Below are 19,594 nucleotides of genomic sequence, written 5' to 3'. Positions count from 1 at the left end.
CCGGGTGGGGGGCCGTCGCCGGCCCGGCGCGCGGAATCAGGTGAGAGGGCCGGCGCCGCCGGAGGGGACGCCGAAGGCGGGGGTGCCGTCGGGGTTCCAGTTCAGGCGCTGGATGCGGGTGTGGCGGTTCGGGTCGTAGAGCGGATCGCCGGTGATGTCGCGATAGTCGCGGGCGTGATAGACCAGCACATCGGTCACGCCGTCCTCGGCGACCGTGAACGAGTTGTGGCCCGGCCCGTACTGCGATGTCGCCGGGTTCGAGACGAAGACCGGGTCGGGGGTCTTGACCCACGAAGCCCGGTTGAGCAGATCGGCGCTCGCCGGAGCGGTGAGCAGGCCCATGCAGTAGCGGGCGTCGGTGGCGCTGGCCGAGAAGCTCAGGAAGACGCGGCCGTTGCGGATGATCACGGCCGGGCCCTCGTTGACCCGGTACCCCTGGATCTCCCACGGGCGGGTCGGCGTCGTGATCCGGGTCGGCTTCGTAGCGAGCGTCCACGGGTTGCTCATCCGGGCGATGTAGAGGCTCGTGTTCACCGCGATCTCCGGCTCGCTCTGCGCCCACACCAGGTAGCGGCTTCCGCGATGGGCGAAGGTCGTCGCGTCGAGAGTGAACCCGTCCCACTCGGTCTTCAGCTTCGCCTTGAGCTGCCAGCCGCTCGCGTCCAGCGGGTCGGCCAACGGCGACTCCAGGACGTACGTGCGGATCCGGAACACGTCGTCGGAGTCGCCGGCCGCGAAGTAGATGTACCAGCGGCCGTCGATCCGGTGCAGCTCCGGCGCCCAGATGTGCCCGGCCATCGTGCCGCTGGCCGGGCGCCGCCAGACCACGGTCTCCGGCGCCGTCGACAAGCCGATCAAAGTGGAAGCTCCGCGCAGGACGATCCGGTCGTACTCCGGAACCGAGCCGGTGAAGTAGTACTTCCCGCCGGTCCGTGAGGTGATGAACGGGTCGGCCCGCTGGGTGATCAGCGGCGTGGCCGGCGCGGCCGCCGACGCCGCCGAGGCCGCCGACAGCCCGGCCAGGGTGGCCAGCCCGATCGATCCGGTGAGCAGCGTTCGGCGGGTGGTCATGCGGTCCTCCTCAGGCGCAGGAACGTGATCGAGTTGGCCGGGAACTCGCGGGTGAACGTGGAACCCAGCCCGCGGACCGTCGAGGTGACCGGCTGGATCGGCTCGGCGCTGCGGGTGTTCTGCTCGCCCGGGTCGCCGGCCAGCACGGTCATCCGCCCGGTGGCGGCGACCTTGATGCCGTCCAGGTCGACCTTCGTCAGCGCCGGCTTGTCCTGCGCGTTGACGACCTTGACGATCAGGTCGTGGCCGTCCTGGGTGATCACCTGGGCGAACGGCTCGGTGACCTTGTTGTCGTCGAAACCGCCCCACACCTCGCCATCGCGGATCAGGGTCACCTTCGTACCCCGTACCTGAATGGTCAGGTTGTAGGTCTGTCCCGTGACCACCGAGTCCGGCCGGGTCAGGATCTGCTCCTTGGCGTCGGCGCTGCCGGACGCCTTCTCAACCGCGCCCTGCGTGTTGTTCCAGCCGCCCAGGTTCCACCAGTACCAGTTGTCGGAGCCCTTGATCCCGAACGGGATGAGGAAGCCCTCGGCGCCGGCGGTCTTGGTCGCCTTCAGCGTGATGTCGTAGTCGGTCGCCGTGATGTCCGTAGCCGCGGCCACCATCGTGTTGGTCGCGGCGGTGTCCGACTGCACGTACGCGCCATCCTGCACCGCCCAGGCGCCGCGGTTGGTCAGCGAGGTCCAGCCGTTCGCGTCGCCGTCGGCGAAGTCGTCGCTGAACAGGACCGTGCCGTCGGTGCCGGTGACCTTGACGTCGTCGTAGCGGGCCGCGGTGGCCCAGGTGGACAGTCCGACGCGCCCGGCGATGGGCTTGGGCTGCACGACCGCGCCGGTCACCGACGACGGCACCACCCGGCCGCCGACGTTGTTCATGAACAGCTTCTGGGTCTGGTAGCTCGTGGTGCCCCACGACTCGTCGGCGTCGAACCAGATCAGGTCGGGCCGCCACTGCACATGGTCGATGTTGGCCAGCAGCGGCGCGTAGGACGCCATCCTGACCACGTCGGCGTTGCGCTCCAGGCCGGTCATGTACGCGGCCTCGGCCAGCGAGTTGGCGAACTTGGCGTCCTGCGACGCGTACTCACCGAGGAACACCTTGGGCCCGGCGCGGTCGTAGCCGTTGTAGCGGGCGTTGTTCTGCAGGAACCAGGACGGGCTGTTGTAATAGTGCTCGTCCACCATGTCCGATTTGGCGTCGCGGTTGAGCTGCCACAGCCGGTCGAAGGTGGCGCCCTGGTCGTCGGGCCCCGAGTTTCCAATGACGGTGATTCGGGGGTACGCGGCCTTGATCGCGTCCCGGAACTTCAGATAGTTGGCGAAGTACGCGTCCGGCAGGTTCTCCTCGTTGCCGACCGCGATCATGCTCAGCCCGAACGGCTTCGGATGGCCCATCCGGGCCCGCAGCTTGCCCCAGGTCGAGGTGACCGGCCCGTTGGCGAACTCGATCAGGTCGAGGGTGTCCTGGATGTGCCGTTGGAGCAGGGCCGGGTCGTCGGTGGCCCGGTTCTGGCCGCAGCCGGTGACCAATGCCGGCACGACGGGCAGGGGAGCGGCGCCGATGTCCTCGGCGAACTGGAAGTATTCGTAATAGCCGAGGCCGTAGGTCTGGTTGTAGCCCCAGAAGTTGGCGTTGGTGGCACGGGTCTCGACCGGGCCGACCGTGTCCTTCCACTGGTACGAGCGGGCGCGCGGATAGCCGGACGCGGCGTCGTATCCGTACATGCTGCCGGTGTTGACCAGACAGCCGCCGGGGAAGCGGACGAAGCCCGGATTCAATGCGGCGATCTTGGTGGCCAGGTCGGTGCGCAGGCCGTGGTTCTTGAACGTCTTGCGCGGAAAGAGCGAGACCATGTCCAGTTTGACCGGTCCGTCGCTTTCCACCTTCAGCGCGGCCTCGTCGGTCGTCGTCGTAGCGTGGAGCGTCCCGCTGTACTTGACCCACTTGCCACTTCGGACATTGAGGGTTCGTCGGGCGTTTCCTAGCGTGACCGTCAGGTGCGCGGCGTTGTCGGCTCGCGCCCATACGGAGAAGTCGTAAAAATCGCCCGCCTTGATGGCGAACGGCGAGCTTGTCACCGCACCGTTCATATTGAGGTATGTCCGGTTGCGCTCATTGAGTCGAGCGTCGTCATCGACGGCTGAGGCGGTTCCGGCGACAGTCCAGCCGGTAAGTCCGTTATAGGAAGAGTTATCCGTGGGGGAGAACTCGAAAGACCTGTTCCGGACGAGTTCGGCGTAGAGCCCGCCGTCCGCGGCCCAGTTGATGTCCTCGAAGAAGACCCCGTACATCGAATCGCTGATCGCGGCGCCGCGGGCCGAGGAGTCGACGGTGATCGTGTAGTCGGGGGAGACGGCCGGTGGCGCCCCCGTAAGCGGTAGTGCCGCCAGCGCGACGAGGGCACCGGCGAACAGGCGTGGCATAGATGATCCTCTCTGTTCACGTAAACAGCGAGCATGCCATAAACCTTGACGAGCATCTATGTGAACGTTAACCCTAGTTCTAACGCAACCGAAATGTCAGGAGCCTCGAAGCATGAGATTCAAGAGCCTGATCGCCCTCGCCGCGGCGGCCACGGTGCTGTTCGCGGCCGAACCCGCGCTGGCCTATCCCGGGCCGGGCGTGGTCACCGGAAGCATCAACGTCCACGATCCTGGCATGATCAAGAAGCCGGACGGTACGTACCTGATAGCCCACACCGGCAACAACATCGCGCTCAAGACCTCGACCGACCGCACCGCGTTCCGCGACGCCGGGGTCGCCTTCCCCAACGGTGCTTCGTGGACCACCTCGTACACCGGGGGCAGCGCCAACCTGTGGGCGCCCGACCTGTCGTACCGCAACGGCCGTTATTACATGTACTACTCGGCCTCGACCTTCGGCTCGAACCGCTCGGCGATCTTCCTGGCCACCAGCACGACCGGCGCCGCCGGATCATGGACCAACCAGGGCCTGGTCATCGAATCCCGCACGAGCGACAACTTCAACGCGATCGACCCCAACCTGTACGTCGACCCGTCCGGCCGCTGGTGGCTCTCGTTCGGTTCGTTCTGGACCGGCATCAAGCAGGTGCAGCTCAACGCCTCCACCGGCAAACGGCTCGACAGCACCATTCGCTCCCTCGCCGGCCGCGGCGGCGGCGCGATCGAGGCGCCGTACCTGTACCGGCACGGCTCGTACTACTACCTGGTCGTCTCGTTCGACCGCTGCTGCCAGGGCGCGTCCAGCACGTACCGGATCATGGTCGGCCGTTCCACCAGCCCGACCGGCCCGTTCACCGACCGCAACGGCACCGCCATGACCAGCGGCGGCGGCACGGAGATCCTGGCCGGCCAGGGCAGCATTCACGGCCCCGGCGGCCAGTCCGTCTTCACCGACACCGACGCCGACGTGCTGGCCTACCACTACTACGCCGACAACGGCACAGCCCGCCTCGGCATCAACCTCCTGGCGTACGACTCCGCGGGCTGGCCCTACGTCTACTAGCGCCGGTCCCATCCGGAGTCGGGCCGTACCACCAGCAGAGCCATCCCGGCTTACAACGTCTGCACCTCGTACGAGTCGCCGGCCAGGACGAAGGACGAGGCGCCGAACGGTTCGACCAGACCGTCGTCGACCAGGCCGGACAGGGCCCGCGCCTGCTGTACCTCGTCGGCCCAGACCACGTCGAGGCGCTGCTTCGGCACCGGGCCGGTCGCGTGCCGCAGCACCTCCAGGAGCAGGCCGCGCACCTGGCGGTCCGTACCGGCGTACGTCTGCCGTTTGCGACTCGGTCCCGCCATCGGCGGTGAGCCGTCGAGCCGCCAGGCGCAGACCCGCTCGAACGGGCATTGCGGGCACCGCGGCGAGCGGGCCGTGCAGACGATCGCGCCCAGCTCCATGAAAGCGATGCTCGCCCGGGCCGCCTTCGCGACGTCGGCCGGCAACAGCTCCTCCATGGCCGCCAGGTCGGCCGCGGTCGTGGCCGGGCCGGCGTCCGGCTTGCCCTCGACCGCGCGGGACACGACCCGGCGGACGTTGGTGTCGACGACCGGGTGACGCTGGCCGTACGCGAAGGTCGCGACCGCCCGCCCGGTGTAGGTGCCGACGCCGGGCAGCGCGAGCAACTGATCGAGATCGGACGGGACGTCGCCGCCGTGCCGTTCGACCATCGCCACCGCGCAGGCGTGCAACCGCATCGCCCGGCGCGGGTAGCCGAGCCGGCCCCACATGCGGATCGCCTCCGACGGCGGGTCGGCGGCGAGCGCGGCCGGCGTCGGCCAGCGGGTCATCCAGGCGTGCCAGGCGGGCTCCACCCGTACGACCGGGGTCTGCTGGAGCATCACCTCGCTCACCAGCACCCCCCACGGGGTTGTGTCGGGCTGCCGCCAGGGCAGATCGCGGGCGTTGGCGTCGTACCAGGCGATGGCGTCTTCAGCGAGAGTCATGGCAGGTCCTACTGTAGGTGAGTGCATGAGCTGGCCATCACCGTGATCGGGCCGGACCGTCCCGGCATCGTCGCCGACGTGTCCGAGGCGCTCGCCGCGCTCGGCGCCAACCTGACCGACTCCACCATGACCCGCCTGCGCGGGCACTTCACGATGACGCTGATCTGCACCGGTCCGGCCTCGGCCGAGGCCGAGGCCGCGCTCGGCGCGCTGTCCGGGGTGGTCACCCAGGTGCGCCCGGTTTCCCCCGAGTCGTACGGGGTGAAGGACGGCGAACCGTGGGTCGTGAGCGTCCACGGGGCCGACCGGCTCGGCATCGTCGCCGCCGTGACCCGGGTGGTGGCCGCGGCCGGTGGCAACATCACCGACCTGTCGACCCGCCTCGTAGGCTCCCTCTACGTGCTGGTGGCCGAGGTCGACCTGCCGCCCGCGGCCGCCGACGAGCTGGCCGAGCAGCTGGCCGTGGCCGCCGCCGAGCTGGGCGTCGACGTGACGCTGCGCCAGGCCGAGCCGGAGATCCTGTGATCGCTTGGGACGGCCCCGACGGCCGTGTGCTTCCCGTCGTCACCGCGCCGGCGCCCGTGCTGAGCGCGGTCGGCGACGAGGTCGACCCCGCGTCGCCCGAGGTGCTCCGGCTGGCGGCCGACCTGGTCGCCACGATGCGGGTCTCGCCCGGCTGCGTCGGGCTGGCCGCGCCGCAAGTCGGCGTCGGCGCGCAGGTTTTCTGCGTCGACGTGACCGGCCATCCGAAGGCGGCCACGGTCCACGGCACGTTCGTCCTCTGCAACGCCAAGGTCGTCGAGGCCAGTCGCTGGAAAGCCGGCCGCGAGGGCTGCATGTCGGTGCCCGACCTGACCGGTGACGTGAAGCGGGCCGGCCGGGTCGTGGTCTCCGCGGTGCTGCCCGGCAGCGGCGAACCGGTGACTGTCACGACCGATGCGTTCGAGGCGCGGGCGCTGCAACACGAGATCGATCACTGCGCCGGAAAGCTTTTTCTGGATCGGGTCGCCGGGGCGCACGCCATCTACCAGCGCAAGGTCTATCTCTAACGACACAGCCGTGAGTCGGTGTCGCATACCCCGGCGCGTCGCGGCCTTCGTCTGAGGCGTCCGGGTTTACGGTGACCCCACTATGCGATCGACGGTTGGTCCCCTTCCCTCCGCCGTCTACTGGCGGCGTCGTGCGGTCGTGCTGGGCGCTGTCCTGCTCGGCATCATCGTGCTGTTCGTTTCCTGCTCCGGCAACGACGACAAGGACAACCCCAAGGGCACCTCGTCGTCGCAGCTGCCGACACCGGCGCCGGCGTCCGCGCCGAGCACCGAACCGTCGTTCCTGGACGGCGCCACCGGCGGCGGCCCGTCCCTGCCGGCCCCCGGCGACGTCGAGTCGCCGCAGCCGGGCCAGCAGCCCACCGCCACGGCCACCGGCCCGACGCTGCCCGCGAACACGGCGGCCAACGGCGGCCAGAACGCCAACGGCAGCCAGAACACCAACGGTGGCCAGAACGCGAACGTCAACGCCCCGGCCGACGGCACCTGCACCGACGCCGAGATGTCGGTGACACCCGTTCCGGCGCAGACGCAGCTCAAACGGGGCAGCGCCGTCCAGATAGAGCTGAAGATCAAGAACATCGGAACCCGCACCTGCTCGCGCGACGTGGGCCCCGACCCGCAGGAGCTGTACATCGACTCGGGCGCCCAGAAATACTGGTCGTCGGACACGTGCAGCACGGCCAAGGGCGGCGACGTCCGCCAGCTGGCCGCGGGCCAGGAGCTGAACTACAAGGTGACCTGGAACGGCCGCCAGTCGAGCAGCTGCTCCGGCGGCGCCGCCTCGGGCCCGAACCCGCCCCCCGGCACGTTCGAGCTCCGCGGCCGCCTGGGCACCCTGGTCAGCCAGCCGGTGACACTGACCATCGTGTCCTAAGTGGTCGCTGCGCTCGAGCTTTACCTGGACGTCGAAGCAACCAGGCGGGTACGGACGTTGTGGCGCGCCCTCGAAGAGGAGGGCGTGCCCACGATGGCGTCACTCCTCAACGACAAGCACCGCCCACACGTCTCGCTGGCCGCGGCGCGAACGCTGCCACCCTCGGCCGTGGTGTCAGCCCTGTCCGACATGACGGTGGCCCGCCCCTTGACCCTGCACCTGGATTTCGTGGGCCAGTTCGTGGGCCGCGTCCTGTGGCTGGGCGTAACCCCGACCGCTGAGCTGCTGGACCACCACCGCCAGGTGCACGAGCGCCTGGCGGCCGGCGGCGTGGAGACGTGGGAGCTGTACCGCCCCGGCAAGTGGGTCCCCCACTGCACGGTCTCGATGCGAGTCCCCAACCCGGTGATGGCCCCGGCGATCCGCCGCTGCCTGGAAATGCTCCCCCTGACCGCCACGGTCACCGGCGCCTCAGTCACCGACCACGCAAACGGCATAGCCGAGCCACTGCCCTGACCCGACCCCCAGCAGTCCCGGCCGCCGGCAGCGGAGGGGCGCCGGTAGGCGGAGGGGCGCCGGTAGGCGGAGGGGCGCCGGTAGGCGGAGGGGCGCCGGTAGGCGGATGGGCGCCGGTAGGCGGATGGGCGCCGGTAGGCGGATGGGCGCCGGTAGGCGGATGGGCGCCGGTAGGCGGATGGGCGCCGGCAGGCGGATGGGCGCCGGCCGAGGTGGATGCTGCGCGAAGGCGGCCGCGGGTAGAGGTGGACGCCGGCATAGCTGAGCCGCTGCCCTGCTGACTCGATCACCGCAGCCAGATCGCGCGGCCGCGACAGCACCCAGGTGCGGCCTCAGGGACGGCGTCCACAAGGGCAGAGGTGTCACCAACCCGCACGGCGCGGTCCAGTTCCAGGCCAGCAGCGAGTACGGCGAGACCACGGCGGCCGAGGCGACCCACCCGACCACCGCCGCCATCAACCCCACCGGCGGGCGGCCCGAACCGAGTAAGGCGGGATGAAGGTGGGCACGGGCGCGGTGAGTGCGGGCCGAGCCGGGCGTGGATGGGGTGAGTGCGGGCTGGGCCGGGCGCTGGCGAAGTGAGTGCGGGCTGGGCCGGGCGCTGGCGAAGTGAGTGCGGGCTGAGCCGGGCGGGCGAAGTGAGTGCGGGCCGATCCGGGCGGGCGAAGTGAGTGCGGGCCGATCCGGGCGGGCGAAGTGAGTGCGGGCCGAGCCGGGCGTGGACCCGGGGTGAAGTGCGGGCCGAGCCGGGCATGGTGAGTGCGGGCCGAGCCGGGCGGGGTGAGTGCGGGCCGAGCCGGACGCGAGCAAGGACCCGCGTGGATAGATGTGGGCGCGGGCAGAGACAGGCGCCCGGCATAGCAGAGGCGGCCCTGAACCGACCACCCCGGCCAGATCGCGCGGCCACGGCCGGCGCGGACCGAGTGAGGCGTGGTGAAGGTGAGTGCGGCGGAGTGAGCCGGGGTAGGTGCGGCGGAGGCTGGCGCGGGTGGAGCTGAGCGCGCGGTGAAGGTGGGGCGGGGCAGGCGTCGGGTCAGACGTAGCGTTCGAGGATTGAGGCCTCGGCCAGGCGGGAAAGGCCCTCGCGGACGCCGCGGGCTCGGGCGTCGCCGACGCCGTCGACGGCCTGGAGGTCTTCGACGGTGGCGCCCAGGAGGCGCTGGAGGCTGCCGAAGTGGTCGACCAGGCGGTCGACGATCTGGGTGGGCAGGCGTGGGACCTTGGCCAGCAGGCGGAAGCCTCGTGGGGAGACCGCCGCGTCGAGCGCGTCCGAGGCGCCCGGGTAGCCGATGGCCTTGGCCACCGCCACCAGGTCGATCATTTCGGTGGCGGTGAGCAGGTCCAGCTCGACCAGTGCCTCGTCCAGCGTGCGGGCCTTGCGGCCGGTCGGCAGGTAGTCGCGGATGACCAGGGTGCGGTCGGAGTCGACGCCGGCCATCAGCTCGTCGAGTTGGAGGGCCAGGAGGCGGCCGTCGGTGCCGAGCTCGACCACGTAGCCCGAGATCTCGTCGGCGATGCGGCGGACCATCTCGAGGCGCTGCACGACCGCTACGGCGTCACGCACGGTGACCAAGTCTTCGATCTCCAGCGCGGAGAGCGTGCCCGACACCTCGTCGAGACGGAGCTTGTAGCGCTCCAGGGTGGCCAGCGCCTGATTCGCCCGCGACAGGATGGCCGCGGAGTCGTCGAGGACGTGGCGCTGGCCGTTCACGTACAGGCCGATGATGCGCATCGACTGGCTCACCGAGATGACCGGGAAGCCGGACTGCTTGGCCACCCGCTCGGCCGTACGGTGTCTCGTGCCGGACTCCTCGGACGGGATGGAGGGGTCCGGCATGAGGTGGACGGCGGCCCGGACGATGCGGGTGCCGTCGCTGGAGAGCACCACCGCGCCGTCCATCTTGCACAGCTCGCGCAGGCGGGTGGCCGAGAACTCGACGTCGAGCGGGAAGCCGCCGGTGCAGATCGACTCGACGACGGCGTCGTAGCCGAGGACGATCAGGGCGCCGGTGCGGCCGCGCAGGATGCGCTCGAGGCCGTCGCGCAGGGCCGTACCGGGCGCCATCAGCGCCAGATTGGCGCGGAGCGGATCGGCTGTCACGCCGCCGCCGGTGAGGCCGGTGCTGGGTGTGGTCGCCGCACGATGGGCCGACCCGTTGACGCCGGGTCGTGGCGACGGAGAGGCGGCGGCGGGTTTGGAACCATCGCGGTCGAGCGGCACCTGTACATTCTACGGACCCTGTTCCAGGTCAACGAGGCGTGGTTCGATGAATCACCGACGGTCACCACCGTGGGCGGCCGAGGCCCGGGCCGCGGACTGGAGCGCCGAGCGCAGATCGGCCACCTCGACGACCTCCATGCCCTTCAGCGAGCCGCTGGTCTCGGGCGCGCAGCCGGGCGGCACGAGCGCCACCTTGAAGCCGAGCCGGGACGCCTCGGCCAGCCGCCGGCCGACCGCGCCGACCCGCCGGATCTCGCCGGTCAGGCCGACCTCGCCGATCGCCACCAGGTGGGGCGCCATGGCCAGGTCGAGGCCGCCGGAGGCGACGGCCAGGGCCATCGCGAGGTCGGCCGACGGCTCGGTGAGCCGGATGCCGCCGACGGTCGCGGCGAAGACCTCGCGGTTGTAGAGCTTGAGTTGCTTGGTGCGGCGCTCCAGCACCGCCAGCACCATGGCCAGCCGGGCGCTGTCCAGGCCCGACACCGTACGCCGGGGGGAACCTTGCACCTCGGCCCCGATCAGCGCCTGCACCTCGGTGACCAGGGCTCGCCGGCCTTCCATGGCGACTGTCACGCACGTGCCGGGCACCGGCTCGGCGTACCGCGTGAGGAACAGGCCGGAGGGGTCGGGGAGGCTGGCGATGCCGCCCTCGTGCATCTCGAAGCAGCCGACCTCGTCGGCGGCGCCGAACCGGTTCTTGACGCCGCGCACGAGGCGCAGCGACGAATGCTTGTCGCCCTCGAAGTGCAGCACCACGTCGACCAGGTGTTCCAGCACGCGGGGGCCGGCGACCTGGCCGTCCTTGGTGACGTGGCCGACCAGGACGGTGGCGATGCCGCGTTCCTTGGCCACGCCGACCAGGGCGGCGGTGACCGCGCGGACCTGGGTGACACCGCCGGGCACGCCCTCGGTGCCGGGAGCGGAGATGGTCTGCACCGAGTCGAGCACGAGGAGGCCGGGCTTGACCGCGTCGAGATGGCCCATGACCGCCGACAGGTCGCTCTCGGAGGCCAGGTAAAGCTTCTCGTGGAGCGCGCCGAGCCGTTCGGCCCGCAGCCGGACCTGGCTGACCGATTCCTCGCCGCTGACCACGAGGGACGCCGAACCCGAATGGGCGGCCCACTGCTGGGCCACGTCGAGCAGCAGTGTGGACTTGCCCACACCGGGCTCGCCGGCCAGCAGCACCACCGCACCGGGCACGAGGCCGCCGCCGAGCACCCGGTCGAGCTCGCCCACGTTCGTCGGCACGGCCTTGGCCGGGGCCGCGCTGATCTGGGCGATGGGGCGGGCCGGCTCGGCCGGCATGCGGGAGCTGACCACCCGGCCGGCGCCGAGCGGTGTGGTCACCGTGGACTCGATGACCGAGCCCCACTCGCCGCACTCCGGGCACCGGCCGAGCCATTTCGGCGGCTGGTGCCCGCAGGCGTCGCAGACGAAAGCCGGTCGAGCGGCCTTGGATGCCGAGCGGGTAGAGGAAGTCACCCCGCCAAGTTAGCTGGCGGGTATGACATTTACTCCTCGGTGTTCTCGTGCTCGGTCAGCGCCGGGCCCCGCGAGGCCGGCGACAGCGGCACCTGGAACGGCGCCTGCACCTGCAGCGGCTGCGAGACGCCGCTGACCTCGAAGGTCAGGGCCAGCGAGGTGCCCGGGGCGAGCTTGTCGCTGAGGCCGACGGCCAGCACCTTCTGCTCGTCCTCGGGGAGGAAGGTGGCGCTGCTGAGCGCCGGGATGGTGATCTGGGCCGGCTCGACCTGCTGCTGCTCCTGCTCGCTGGGCGCGCTCGGCACGGTGCCGGAGGCGGGCGACGGGGCGCTGGCGTCGGCCGACGGCACGCCGCCGGGCTGCTCGTCCTGCGACGGGCGGCTGCCGGAGGGCTCCGGGGCCGGGCCGGGCGAGGCCGCCGCGGCGCCGCCGGTCAGGCCGATCTGCCGCGCCGAGACGACGTTGTTCGTCGTGCCCTGCGCCGGCGCGCTGCTGATCGAGACCTGGATCGACGAGGTGGTGGTGTTGTACAGACTCAGCTCGAGCTGAGCCGTCTCACCGGCCGCGTAACCCTCGGGGCTTTTGTAGACCACCTGGAGATTGCGGATCTCCAGACGCCCGTCAGGGCTGGAAGTGTTGAGGCCCGAAATGGGCGTCTTCAGAATGGCGGTCTCGGCGACCTGGCCGGCCGAGCAGCCGGTCAGCGCCATCACGGCGACCGTGGCGACACCCGCGGCCAGTGCGACGCGGCGGGTTCCCAGCGAGCGCATCACGATCCTCCAAGAAAAGAACACCAAAGGGCGTAAGCCCCAGCCTAGAGGTCGGCGATCCGCCACGTGCGCCGACCCGTCCATTCACACCACCCGGCCGCTGAAGATCAGCAGCAGAACGTCGATCAGGGCGACCACGATGACCGCTCGGAACATGGCCACCGCGCGCCCGGAGGAGCGCGTCATGGCGTACCACCCAAGCGGCAGAACCACGACGGAAGCGCAGGCCGCCGCCCAGCCCGCCCACGACGGAGGCCCGGCGGGCCCGAAGACCAGCGTGAGAGTCGCGGCGAGAAGGAGCACCGCCGCCGCGATCGACGAACCGGTGGCGCCTAGCACATGTGGCAGCCCTCGCACCCCCGTTTCGGCGTCGTCGGCCAGATCGGGCAGCACGTTGGCGAAGTGCGCACCCCCGCCGAGCAGCGCTCCCGCCGCCACCAGCCAGGCCGGCGGCGCCGGATGGCCCGGCAGCGCGACCACCACGAAGGCCGGCAGCAGCCCGAACGCCACCAGATAGGGCACCACCGAGAACACCGTGGACTTCAGCGGCCAGTCGTACAGCAGCGCGAAGATCCCCACCAGCGAGATGAGGATCGCCGGCGCGAGCCCGAACGGCAGGCCCAGGAAGGGGATGGCCAGAGAGGCGATCAAACCCGCGGTTCCCACGGTACGGCGGCTGACCGCACCCGACGCCACCGGTTTGTCCCCCCGGCCGGCGCGCCGGTCCCGGTCGGCGTCGAGCCAGTCGTTCACCCAGCCGACGGAGAGCTGGGTGGCCCCCACCGCGAGGAACACGCCGAGGATCGCCCAGCCGCGATGACCAGCGCCGATCGCCAGCAGAGTCATGGCCACGGTGACGGCCCCGCCCGGTTCCGGATGGGACGATTTGATCAACGCGAGAGCGCGGGACATGAAAGCAGTGTGGTGGTTGTGCCGGATGCGTGCCACGCTCGATCACATGCCGCCGATGCCGCGTAACGATCCGCGTCAGTACGACGACCTCGCCGGCGAGTGGTGGCGGCCCGGCGGCGGCTTCGAGCTCCTGCACTGGCTGGCCGCGGCCCGAGCGTCCTTGATCCCGCCGGCCGTGAAGGAAGGCGCCGTCCTGGTCGACGCCGGCTGCGGCGGCGGGCTGCTCGCGCCTCATCTGGCCGGCAAGGGATACCGCCACGTCGGCGTGGACCTGCGCGTCTCGGGACTGGCCCTCGCGGCCCAGCGCGGAGTCACGCCGGTCCGCGGCGACGTGCTGGCCCTGCCGCTGGCCACCGGGTCGGCCGACGTGGTGGCCGCCGGCGAGATCCTCGAGCACGTCACCGACCTGCCGGCCGCCGTGGCCGAGCTGTCCCGGGTGCTGCGGCCGGGCGGGCTGCTGGTGCTCGACACGGTCAACTCCGGCGCGCTCAGCCGTTTCGTCACGGTCACCCTGGGCGAGTGGATCGGCGTGGCCCCGATCGGCCTGCACGATCCCGCCCTCTTCGTCGATCCGCGCCGGCTCACCGCCGAGTTCGCTTCGCATGGCGTACGCCTCGAGGTGCGCGGCCTGCGGCCCAGCACGGCCGGCCTGTTCCGCTGGCTGGCGTTCGGCCAGGGCGCCGGCGGCCGCATCGTCCCCACCCGTTCGACCGCCGTGCTCTATCAGGGGCGCGGCCGCAAGGAGGCCACCCCGTGATCGAAGAGGCCCGGCGGCTGGCGCCCCGGTTCGCGGCCCGCGCGGCCGCGCACGACCGCGACGGTTCCTTCCCCGCCGACGACTTCGCCGACCTGCGCGCCGCCGGCTTCTTCGGCCTGATGGCGCCGAAGCGGCTCGGCGGGGCCGGCGCGAGCTTCGCCGACTACGCGGCCGTCGCGTACGAGCTGGCCCGCGGCAACGGCGCCACCGCCCTGATCTTCAACATGCACGCCTCGGTCACGGGTGCCCTGGCCGGGGTGAGCGACGAGCTGGCCGAGGCCCTGGGCCTGGCCGACGAGGCGCTGCGGGCCCGCGACGACCACCTTCGGGCAGCCGCCGCCGGCTCCTGGTACGCGGTGGCGATGAGCGAGCGCGGCGCCGGCTCCCGCCTCTCCAAGATCACCACGTCGTACGAGCACGTGAACGGCGGCTACCGGATCACCGGCGCCAAGACCTTCTGCTCCGGCGCCGGACACGCCGACGCCTACCTGGTCGCCGCCCGCAGCGCCGACGATCCCGACCAGGTGTCGCAGTTCCTGGTCCCGGCCGGCGCCGGCCTGCGGGTCGAGCCGACCTGGGACGCCCTCGGCATGCGCGCGACCGGCTCCCACGACCTGCACGTCGACGTGACAGTCCCGTCCGGCGCCCTGCTCGGCGGCGTCGAGGGCCTCGCGCTGGTGATCGCCCAGCTCGCCCCGCACTGGATGGTGGCCAGCTACGCCGCCGTCTACGTGGGCGTCGCCCGCGCCGCCGTCGACGCCGCGGTGGAGCACGTCAACCAGCGCAAGCTCGGCCACCTGCCGGCCGTGCGGGCCCGGATCGGCCGGGCCGACGCGGCGGTCGCCGCCGCCCACCTGGCGGTGATGGAGGCGGCCCGCCGGGTCGACGAGCAGCCCGGTGAGGCCGAGACCACGCGCTGGGTGTGGCGGGCCAAACTGCTCGCCGGCACCACCGCGGCCGAGGTGGCGGCGTCGATGCTCGAGGCCGCCGGCACGTCGGCCATGCGCCGCGGGCACCCGCTGGAACGCCTCTACCGCGACGCCCGGGCCGGATCACTCCAGCCGGCCACCAGCGACGTGTGCGCCGACTGGCTCGGCGTCGACGCGCTCGGCGGCGATCCCGACTCGGACGGATCGGCGCCACGTTGGTGACGGCGTTCGCGGGGTAAGAGTGGCCTGGGGAGGCGTAAGTGAATAACGACGCGACCATCGCCGGGGTAGGAATCTCTCTGCCGCCGTCCGTGGTGCAGGACGAACTGTGGGACGGCTACTTCGAACGGCACTACCCACCCGAGCGGCGGGCACTGGTGCGGCGGATCTTCGCGAACTCCGGGGTGCGTACCCGGCAGGCCGCGGTGAGTCCGCTGCTCGAGGACGTCTCGGACTGGTCCACCGAGCGGCGGATGCGCCGCTACCAGGCCGAGGCGATCCCGCTCGGCAAGGAAGCGGTGAGCCGGGCCCTGACCGACGCCGGGCTCGCCGCGGACGAGTTGGGGCTCTTCGCGGTCTGCTCCTGCACCGGGTACGCGACGCCCGGGCTGGACATCCTGCTCGCCCGCGACCTGGGCATGTCGCCGAGCGTGCGGCGGCTGTTCGTCGGGCACATGGGCTGCTACGCGGCGCTGCCCGGGCTGGGCTCGGTGGCCGACTACGTGGTCGCCCAGGGCAAGCCGGCCCTGCTGCTCTGCGCGGAGCTGACCAGCCTTCATCTCCAGCCTCCGGCGGCCCGGCTGGACATGCAGCAGATCGTGTCGCACGCGCTCTTCGCGGACGCGGCGGCTGCCGTCGTGGTCACTCCGGGTTCCCGGGGGTACGCCGTCCGGGAGGTGGCCGCCGTCACGGACACCACGACGGCCGACCACATGACGTGGGAGGTGACTGACCTCGGGTTCCGGATGGGGCTGTCCCCACGGGTGCCGGCGGTCCTGAAACTGCACGTCCGCGAGCTGGTCGACAGCATGCTGGCCCGGCACGGGCTGACCGTGGCCGAGGTGGACGGCTGGGCGGTCCACCCCGGCGGCCCCAAGATCCTCAACGTCGTCCAGGAGCAACTGGAACTCGACGACGAGGCCATGGCCGCCTCGCGGGAGGTGCTCGCCGCGTACGGGAACTGCTCCTCACCGACTGTGCTCCTGGTCCTGGACGCCCTCCGCCGTCGTGCGGCGCCACCCCGGCGGATCATGATGCTGGCGTTCGGGCCGGGTCTGACGCTCTACGGAACGCTGCTGGAGACCTCTACAGTCACAGGGTGACGTCCGAGCGGGTCCGGGGTGCGGTGCTGTACTCGATGGCGGCTGTACTGCTGGCCGCCGGCGCCACATGGTGGCTGGTGGCGGCGCCCGACGACACCGAGCCGACCAGCCCGGCCCAGCAGTGGCGGCAGGCGGCGGAGCGGTTGCTGCCCGACGTCGGCACCCAGGAGGACGGGGCCACGCTGACCTTGACGCCGGGCGCCGCGCAACAGATCTCCACCGAGGTGCCGTCGGGCCAGTACTCGGTGGCGATGGTCTGCGTGGGCGGCTCGGGCAGCACGGTGCGGGTCTCCCTCGACAGCGCCGAGAGCGGCTTCGGCGACTTCAGCGGCGTCGGCGGCGACTCGGGCCTCGGCATGAGTTGTGAGCAGGAGCGTTCCCCGGAGACCTTCCCCGTGCAGCTGACCGACGCCCTCCGCATGACGGTCACCGCCGGCCAGGACAGCGAGGTGGTCTTCCGTTACTCCCTGGTCCACATCGGCTGACCCGCACCCCGCGGCGCGGTCTCGTCAGAGACCGGCGAGGAAGGGCCGCATGTCCTCGACCGAGGCGATGCGGGGGAAGAGGCGCACGATCTTGGAAGCGTCGTCGACGAGCAGGGCGGCGGCGACGCCGTCGGGCGGCGGCAGCTTCAGGTGGGTGCGCAGGGTGCCGGTCGGATCGTGCAAGGGACGTACGGTCTTGCCCTGGGCCTGGGGTGTCGTGTTGGTCGGCGGGGTGAGCGCGGTGCTCGCGGTGGCGGCCGACGACACGGTGACCACGGCGATGTCGGGACGGACGGCGCCGATGGTGTCGGAAACCAGCCTCGCGCAGGCGCAGCCGTCGATGAGCAGGATGACAGCGGGTAGCTGTCTGTTCAGCGGCACCGTGTCGCCGTCGGCGCCGAGAAGCTCGAGCGCGGGCAGTGTGGTGGCGCTGTCGCTGGGGGTGGCGGCCGTGCGCTGGGCGGCGGGCTGGCGCGGCGGGCCCGGCCAGGCCGAGGCGAACAGGCTGGCCACGGTGACGAGCACGGCCATCGAAATGATCAGGACCGGGGCCCGCATGGCCTTGCCGCCGAGCCGGCGCAGGCGGCGGACCGCGGGGCGGCGGGCGAAACGCTGCCAGCGAGTGGGCGGGCCGGTGAGCCGCAGTTCCTCGCGAACCGCCTCGACCTCGTCGGACAGCTCCGAGAGATCGTCGGGGATGACGATGACGCCCCACTCCTCGGGCAGGTCGGGCAGGCCGTCCGGCGAACCGCCATCCGACGACCATCCGCCGTTGTCGCTCGCACCAGCCATGACTCACCCTCCCCTCAAGCCGAGGAGTATTTCTTCGGTACGGGGACCTTGCCTCCCACCCTTCCTCACCCGGCGCTCCACCGCCAGTAGTGCGTGCTTCCGGACCTTAGCGATAAGCTTGACCTCACAAACGCCATAGGTACGAAATATCCGACCCCTGGGTCAAAGCGGTCACCCTTTCGTCACTTTGAGTTACGAAGGCAGCTCGCGGCGCTTCTGTCAAGCCGTAGAAAGGCCCGTCACAGGGCCTCTGAGCTGCACTAACAGTCACCGGCAGGGTGGGACATCGCTGCGTGAGCGTGTTACCCTAGACACAGCGAAAGGGGCTTCGAACCTATGGTTTTCAGTGTCGGCGAGACCGTTGTTTACCCCCACCACGGGGCCGCACTCATCGAGGCAATCGAAACTAGGGTCATCAAGGGCGAGCCAAAGCAGTACTTGGTCCTGCGTGTCGCCCAGGGCGACCTGACTGTTCGGGTGCCCGCTGAGAATGCCGAAATCGTCGGCGTGCGCGAAGTGGTTGGCGAGGAAGGCCTGGGTAAGGTCTTCGACGTCCTCCGCGCTCCGCACACCGAGGAGCCGACCAACTGGTCGCGGCGTTACAAGGCCAATCTCGAGAAGCTTGCCTCCGGTAACCCCCTGAAGGTTGCCGAGGTCGTTCGCGACCTCTGGCGTCGTGAGCGTGAGCGCGGCCTCTCGGCCGGCGAGAAGCGCATGCTCGCGAAGGCTCGTGACATTCTGGTCGGTGAGGTCGCTCTTGCGGAGAAGAGCACCAAGGACGAGGCCGAGGTTCTCCTCGACAAGGTCCTCACCGAGGCCTGATCTACCCACAGACACAACATCAAAACTTGTGTTCTCAGGACCGCGACGTGACCGCGCAGCTTAGTGCTCGGGGTGACGTCGCGGTCCTGGTTCCGGCAGCAGGTGCCGGCCTGCGGCTCGGCCCGGGCGGGCCCAAGGCTTTGCGCCTGCTCGCCGGCGAGCCGCTACTCGTGCACGCGATCCGCCGCGTCGCGGCGGCGCCGTCGGTGCGCCTCATCGTGGTCGCCGCTCCAGCGGCCGAGGTCGAGGCGGTTCGAGAACTACTGGCGCCGGTCGCGCCGGTCACCGTGGTGGCCGGCGGGGCCGAGCGGCAGGAGTCGGTGGCCCGGGCACTGGCCGAGGTTCCATCCGACGTCGCCATCGTGCTCGTCCACGACGCCGCCCGCGCCCTCACCCCACCCGAGCTGATCGAGTCGGTGGCGGCCGCGGTCCGCGACGGCCATCCCGCGGTGATCCCCGCCCTTCCCGTGGTGGACACCATCAAGGAAGTCGACCCGGGCGAGACCGTCCTGGGCACTGTCGACCGCTCCGTGCTCCGCAGCGTGCAGACCCCGCAGGGCTTCCGCCACGACATCCTGGCCGCGGCCCACGCCTCCGCCGCCGACCACTTGACCGACGACGCCGGCCTGGTCGAAAAGGCGGGCCTCCCGGTGATCTGCGTACCCGGCTCCGAGCTGGCCATGAAAATCACCCGCCCCCTGGACCTGATCCTGGCCGAGGCGCTACTCAACCTCCCCTGACCCGGGCGGCTTGTCGCGGCTCAGCCCTGGCCTTCGGCTTTCTTCAGCGCGCGAGTGTCCTCCTGCGTCTCTTCCGCGCGCGACTGTCCTCCTGCGTCTCTTCCGCGCGCCGGTGTCCTCCTGACCCTCTCGGCGCGTTCGCTTTGCCCCCTACTGCCCGGACTTGGGTGGTTGCCGCGCTTCGCGGCCTCTCGGCGTGCCTGCTTTGCGTCGCCGGACGTGGGGCTGTGGCGTCCCCCGGCCTGAAGTTTCGGTGGACGCGCCCCTTGATGTTTGCCCACCCTGATCCGGCTGCCCCGGTGGTTCTGGCGCGCGCGGAGCTGCCATTGGGGCCTGAATTTTGTGGCGGTTTCCTTGGCGGTGCTCGCCCGGGCGCCTCGCTCGGTGGCTGAGATCTTCGGCGGTGATGGGCTGGTGGG

General features: G+C 71.0%; 19 protein-coding genes. 11 read left to right on the top strand and 8 right to left on the bottom strand.

What is annotated here, in order from left to right:
- Positions 1 to 36: 36 nt before the first annotated feature.
- Both AB0C26_RS15605 and AB0C26_RS15600 read right to left on the bottom strand, forming a co-directional pair.
- Positions 37 to 1,071 carry a glycoside hydrolase family 43 protein gene (locus tag AB0C26_RS15605; RefSeq protein WP_360247218.1) on the bottom strand — a complete coding sequence of 345 codons (1,035 nt, stop codon included), beginning with the start codon at positions 1,069 to 1,071 and terminating at the stop codon, positions 37 to 39.
- Complete coding sequence (locus tag AB0C26_RS15600; RefSeq protein WP_360247216.1) at positions 1,068 to 3,497, bottom strand: alpha-L-arabinofuranosidase C-terminal domain-containing protein; 2,430 nt, start codon at positions 3,495 to 3,497, stop codon at positions 1,068 to 1,070. The genes AB0C26_RS15605 and AB0C26_RS15600 overlap by 4 nt, the downstream gene beginning before the upstream one ends.
- Positions 3,498 to 3,609: 112 nt before the next feature.
- Here AB0C26_RS15600 and AB0C26_RS15595 point away from each other — a divergent pair, with 112 nt between their 5' ends.
- Entirely contained in the window at positions 3,610 to 4,560 is a 951-nt protein-coding gene (locus AB0C26_RS15595; RefSeq protein WP_360247214.1) for an arabinan endo-1,5-alpha-L-arabinosidase, read from the top strand.
- 50 nt (positions 4,561 to 4,610) lie between these two features.
- On the opposite strand, the gene AB0C26_RS15590 is transcribed toward AB0C26_RS15595, so the two are convergent.
- Complete coding sequence (locus AB0C26_RS15590) at positions 4,611 to 5,501, bottom strand: A/G-specific adenine glycosylase (RefSeq protein ID WP_360247212.1); 891 nt, start codon at positions 5,499 to 5,501, stop codon at positions 4,611 to 4,613.
- Between the two features lie 21 nt (positions 5,502 to 5,522).
- Between AB0C26_RS15590 and AB0C26_RS15585 the strand changes: the two genes are divergently transcribed.
- From AB0C26_RS15585 to AB0C26_RS15570, 4 genes are all read left to right on the top strand, one after another.
- Positions 5,523 to 6,026 (top strand): ACT domain-containing protein, encoded by a 504-nt coding sequence (locus AB0C26_RS15585; protein WP_360247210.1) that lies wholly within the window; start codon positions 5,523 to 5,525, stop codon positions 6,024 to 6,026.
- Positions 6,023 to 6,550, top strand: a complete 528-nt coding sequence (locus tag AB0C26_RS15580; RefSeq protein ID WP_360247208.1) for a peptide deformylase — start codon at positions 6,023 to 6,025, stop codon at positions 6,548 to 6,550. The genes AB0C26_RS15585 and AB0C26_RS15580 overlap by 4 nt, the downstream gene beginning before the upstream one ends.
- A gap of 82 nt (positions 6,551 to 6,632) precedes the next feature.
- On the top strand, positions 6,633 to 7,427 hold the full coding sequence (locus AB0C26_RS15575; protein WP_360247206.1) for an adhesin: 795 nt from the start codon (positions 6,633 to 6,635) through the stop codon (positions 7,425 to 7,427).
- Positions 7,428 to 7,943: a 2'-5' RNA ligase family protein gene (locus AB0C26_RS15570; RefSeq protein ID WP_360247204.1), complete on the top strand. Its 516-nt coding sequence runs from the start codon at positions 7,428 to 7,430 to the stop codon at positions 7,941 to 7,943. It abuts the gene before it with no gap.
- Positions 7,944 to 8,976: 1,033 nt separating this feature from the next.
- Here AB0C26_RS15570 and disA read toward each other — a convergent pair.
- The 4 genes from disA to AB0C26_RS15550 all read right to left on the bottom strand — a co-directional run bounded on the left by disA (position 8,977) and on the right by AB0C26_RS15550 (position 13,328).
- On the bottom strand, positions 8,977 to 10,164 hold the full coding sequence (disA, locus tag AB0C26_RS15565; RefSeq protein ID WP_360247202.1) for a DNA integrity scanning diadenylate cyclase DisA: 1,188 nt from the start codon (positions 10,162 to 10,164) through the stop codon (positions 8,977 to 8,979).
- Between the two features lie 51 nt (positions 10,165 to 10,215).
- Positions 10,216 to 11,646 carry a DNA repair protein RadA gene (gene radA / locus AB0C26_RS15560; protein ID WP_360247200.1) on the bottom strand — a complete coding sequence of 477 codons (1,431 nt, stop codon included), beginning with the start codon at positions 11,644 to 11,646 and terminating at the stop codon, positions 10,216 to 10,218.
- 29 nt (positions 11,647 to 11,675) lie between these two features.
- The gene (locus AB0C26_RS15555; protein WP_360247198.1) at positions 11,676 to 12,416 is read right to left on the bottom strand and encodes a hypothetical protein; all 741 of its coding nucleotides are present in this window, start codon (positions 12,414 to 12,416) and stop codon (positions 11,676 to 11,678) included.
- An 84-nt stretch (positions 12,417 to 12,500) separates the two neighbouring features.
- Complete coding sequence (locus AB0C26_RS15550; RefSeq protein ID WP_360247196.1) at positions 12,501 to 13,328, bottom strand: UbiA family prenyltransferase; 828 nt, start codon at positions 13,326 to 13,328, stop codon at positions 12,501 to 12,503.
- 46 nt (positions 13,329 to 13,374) lie between these two features.
- Between AB0C26_RS15550 and AB0C26_RS15545 the strand changes: the two genes are divergently transcribed.
- The 4 genes from AB0C26_RS15545 to AB0C26_RS15530 are packed head-to-tail and all read left to right on the top strand — an operon-like array spanning position 13,375 to position 16,821.
- The gene (locus tag AB0C26_RS15545) at positions 13,375 to 14,085 is read left to right on the top strand and encodes a methyltransferase domain-containing protein (protein ID WP_360247194.1); all 711 of its coding nucleotides are present in this window, start codon (positions 13,375 to 13,377) and stop codon (positions 14,083 to 14,085) included.
- Positions 14,082 to 15,236: an acyl-CoA dehydrogenase family protein gene (locus tag AB0C26_RS15540; protein WP_360247192.1), complete on the top strand. Its 1,155-nt coding sequence runs from the start codon at positions 14,082 to 14,084 to the stop codon at positions 15,234 to 15,236. The genes AB0C26_RS15545 and AB0C26_RS15540 overlap by 4 nt, the downstream gene beginning before the upstream one ends.
- A gap of 38 nt (positions 15,237 to 15,274) precedes the next feature.
- On the top strand, positions 15,275 to 16,336 hold the full coding sequence (locus tag AB0C26_RS15535; RefSeq protein WP_360247190.1) for a type III polyketide synthase: 1,062 nt from the start codon (positions 15,275 to 15,277) through the stop codon (positions 16,334 to 16,336).
- Complete coding sequence (locus tag AB0C26_RS15530; RefSeq protein WP_360247188.1) at positions 16,333 to 16,821, top strand: DUF6023 family protein; 489 nt, start codon at positions 16,333 to 16,335, stop codon at positions 16,819 to 16,821. Before AB0C26_RS15535 ends, AB0C26_RS15530 begins: the two co-directional genes overlap by 4 nt.
- Positions 16,822 to 16,845: 24 nt before the next feature.
- Here the strand turns inward: AB0C26_RS15530 and AB0C26_RS15525 are convergent, their stop codons facing one another.
- Positions 16,846 to 17,613: a hypothetical protein gene (locus tag AB0C26_RS15525; protein WP_360247186.1), complete on the bottom strand. Its 768-nt coding sequence runs from the start codon at positions 17,611 to 17,613 to the stop codon at positions 16,846 to 16,848.
- A 336-nt stretch (positions 17,614 to 17,949) separates the two neighbouring features.
- On the opposite strand from AB0C26_RS15525, the gene AB0C26_RS15520 reads away from it, so the two are divergent.
- Both AB0C26_RS15520 and ispD read left to right on the top strand, forming a co-directional pair.
- Positions 17,950 to 18,435 carry a CarD family transcriptional regulator gene (locus AB0C26_RS15520; RefSeq protein ID WP_026206027.1) on the top strand — a complete coding sequence of 162 codons (486 nt, stop codon included), beginning with the start codon at positions 17,950 to 17,952 and terminating at the stop codon, positions 18,433 to 18,435.
- Positions 18,436 to 18,482: 47 nt separating this feature from the next.
- A complete protein-coding gene (gene ispD, locus AB0C26_RS15515) occupies positions 18,483 to 19,175 on the top strand; it encodes a 2-C-methyl-D-erythritol 4-phosphate cytidylyltransferase (RefSeq protein WP_360247183.1) in 693 nt (230 codons plus the stop codon).
- The last annotated feature ends 419 nt before the right edge of the window (positions 19,176 to 19,594 follow it).

This window comes from Actinoplanes sp. NPDC048796 (genome assembly GCF_040650035.1).
Lineage (GTDB): Bacteria > Actinomycetota > Actinomycetes > Mycobacteriales > Micromonosporaceae > Actinoplanes.
Note: the sequence above shows the minus strand (reverse complement) of the source record. Positions and strands in the feature narration are given on the sequence as shown.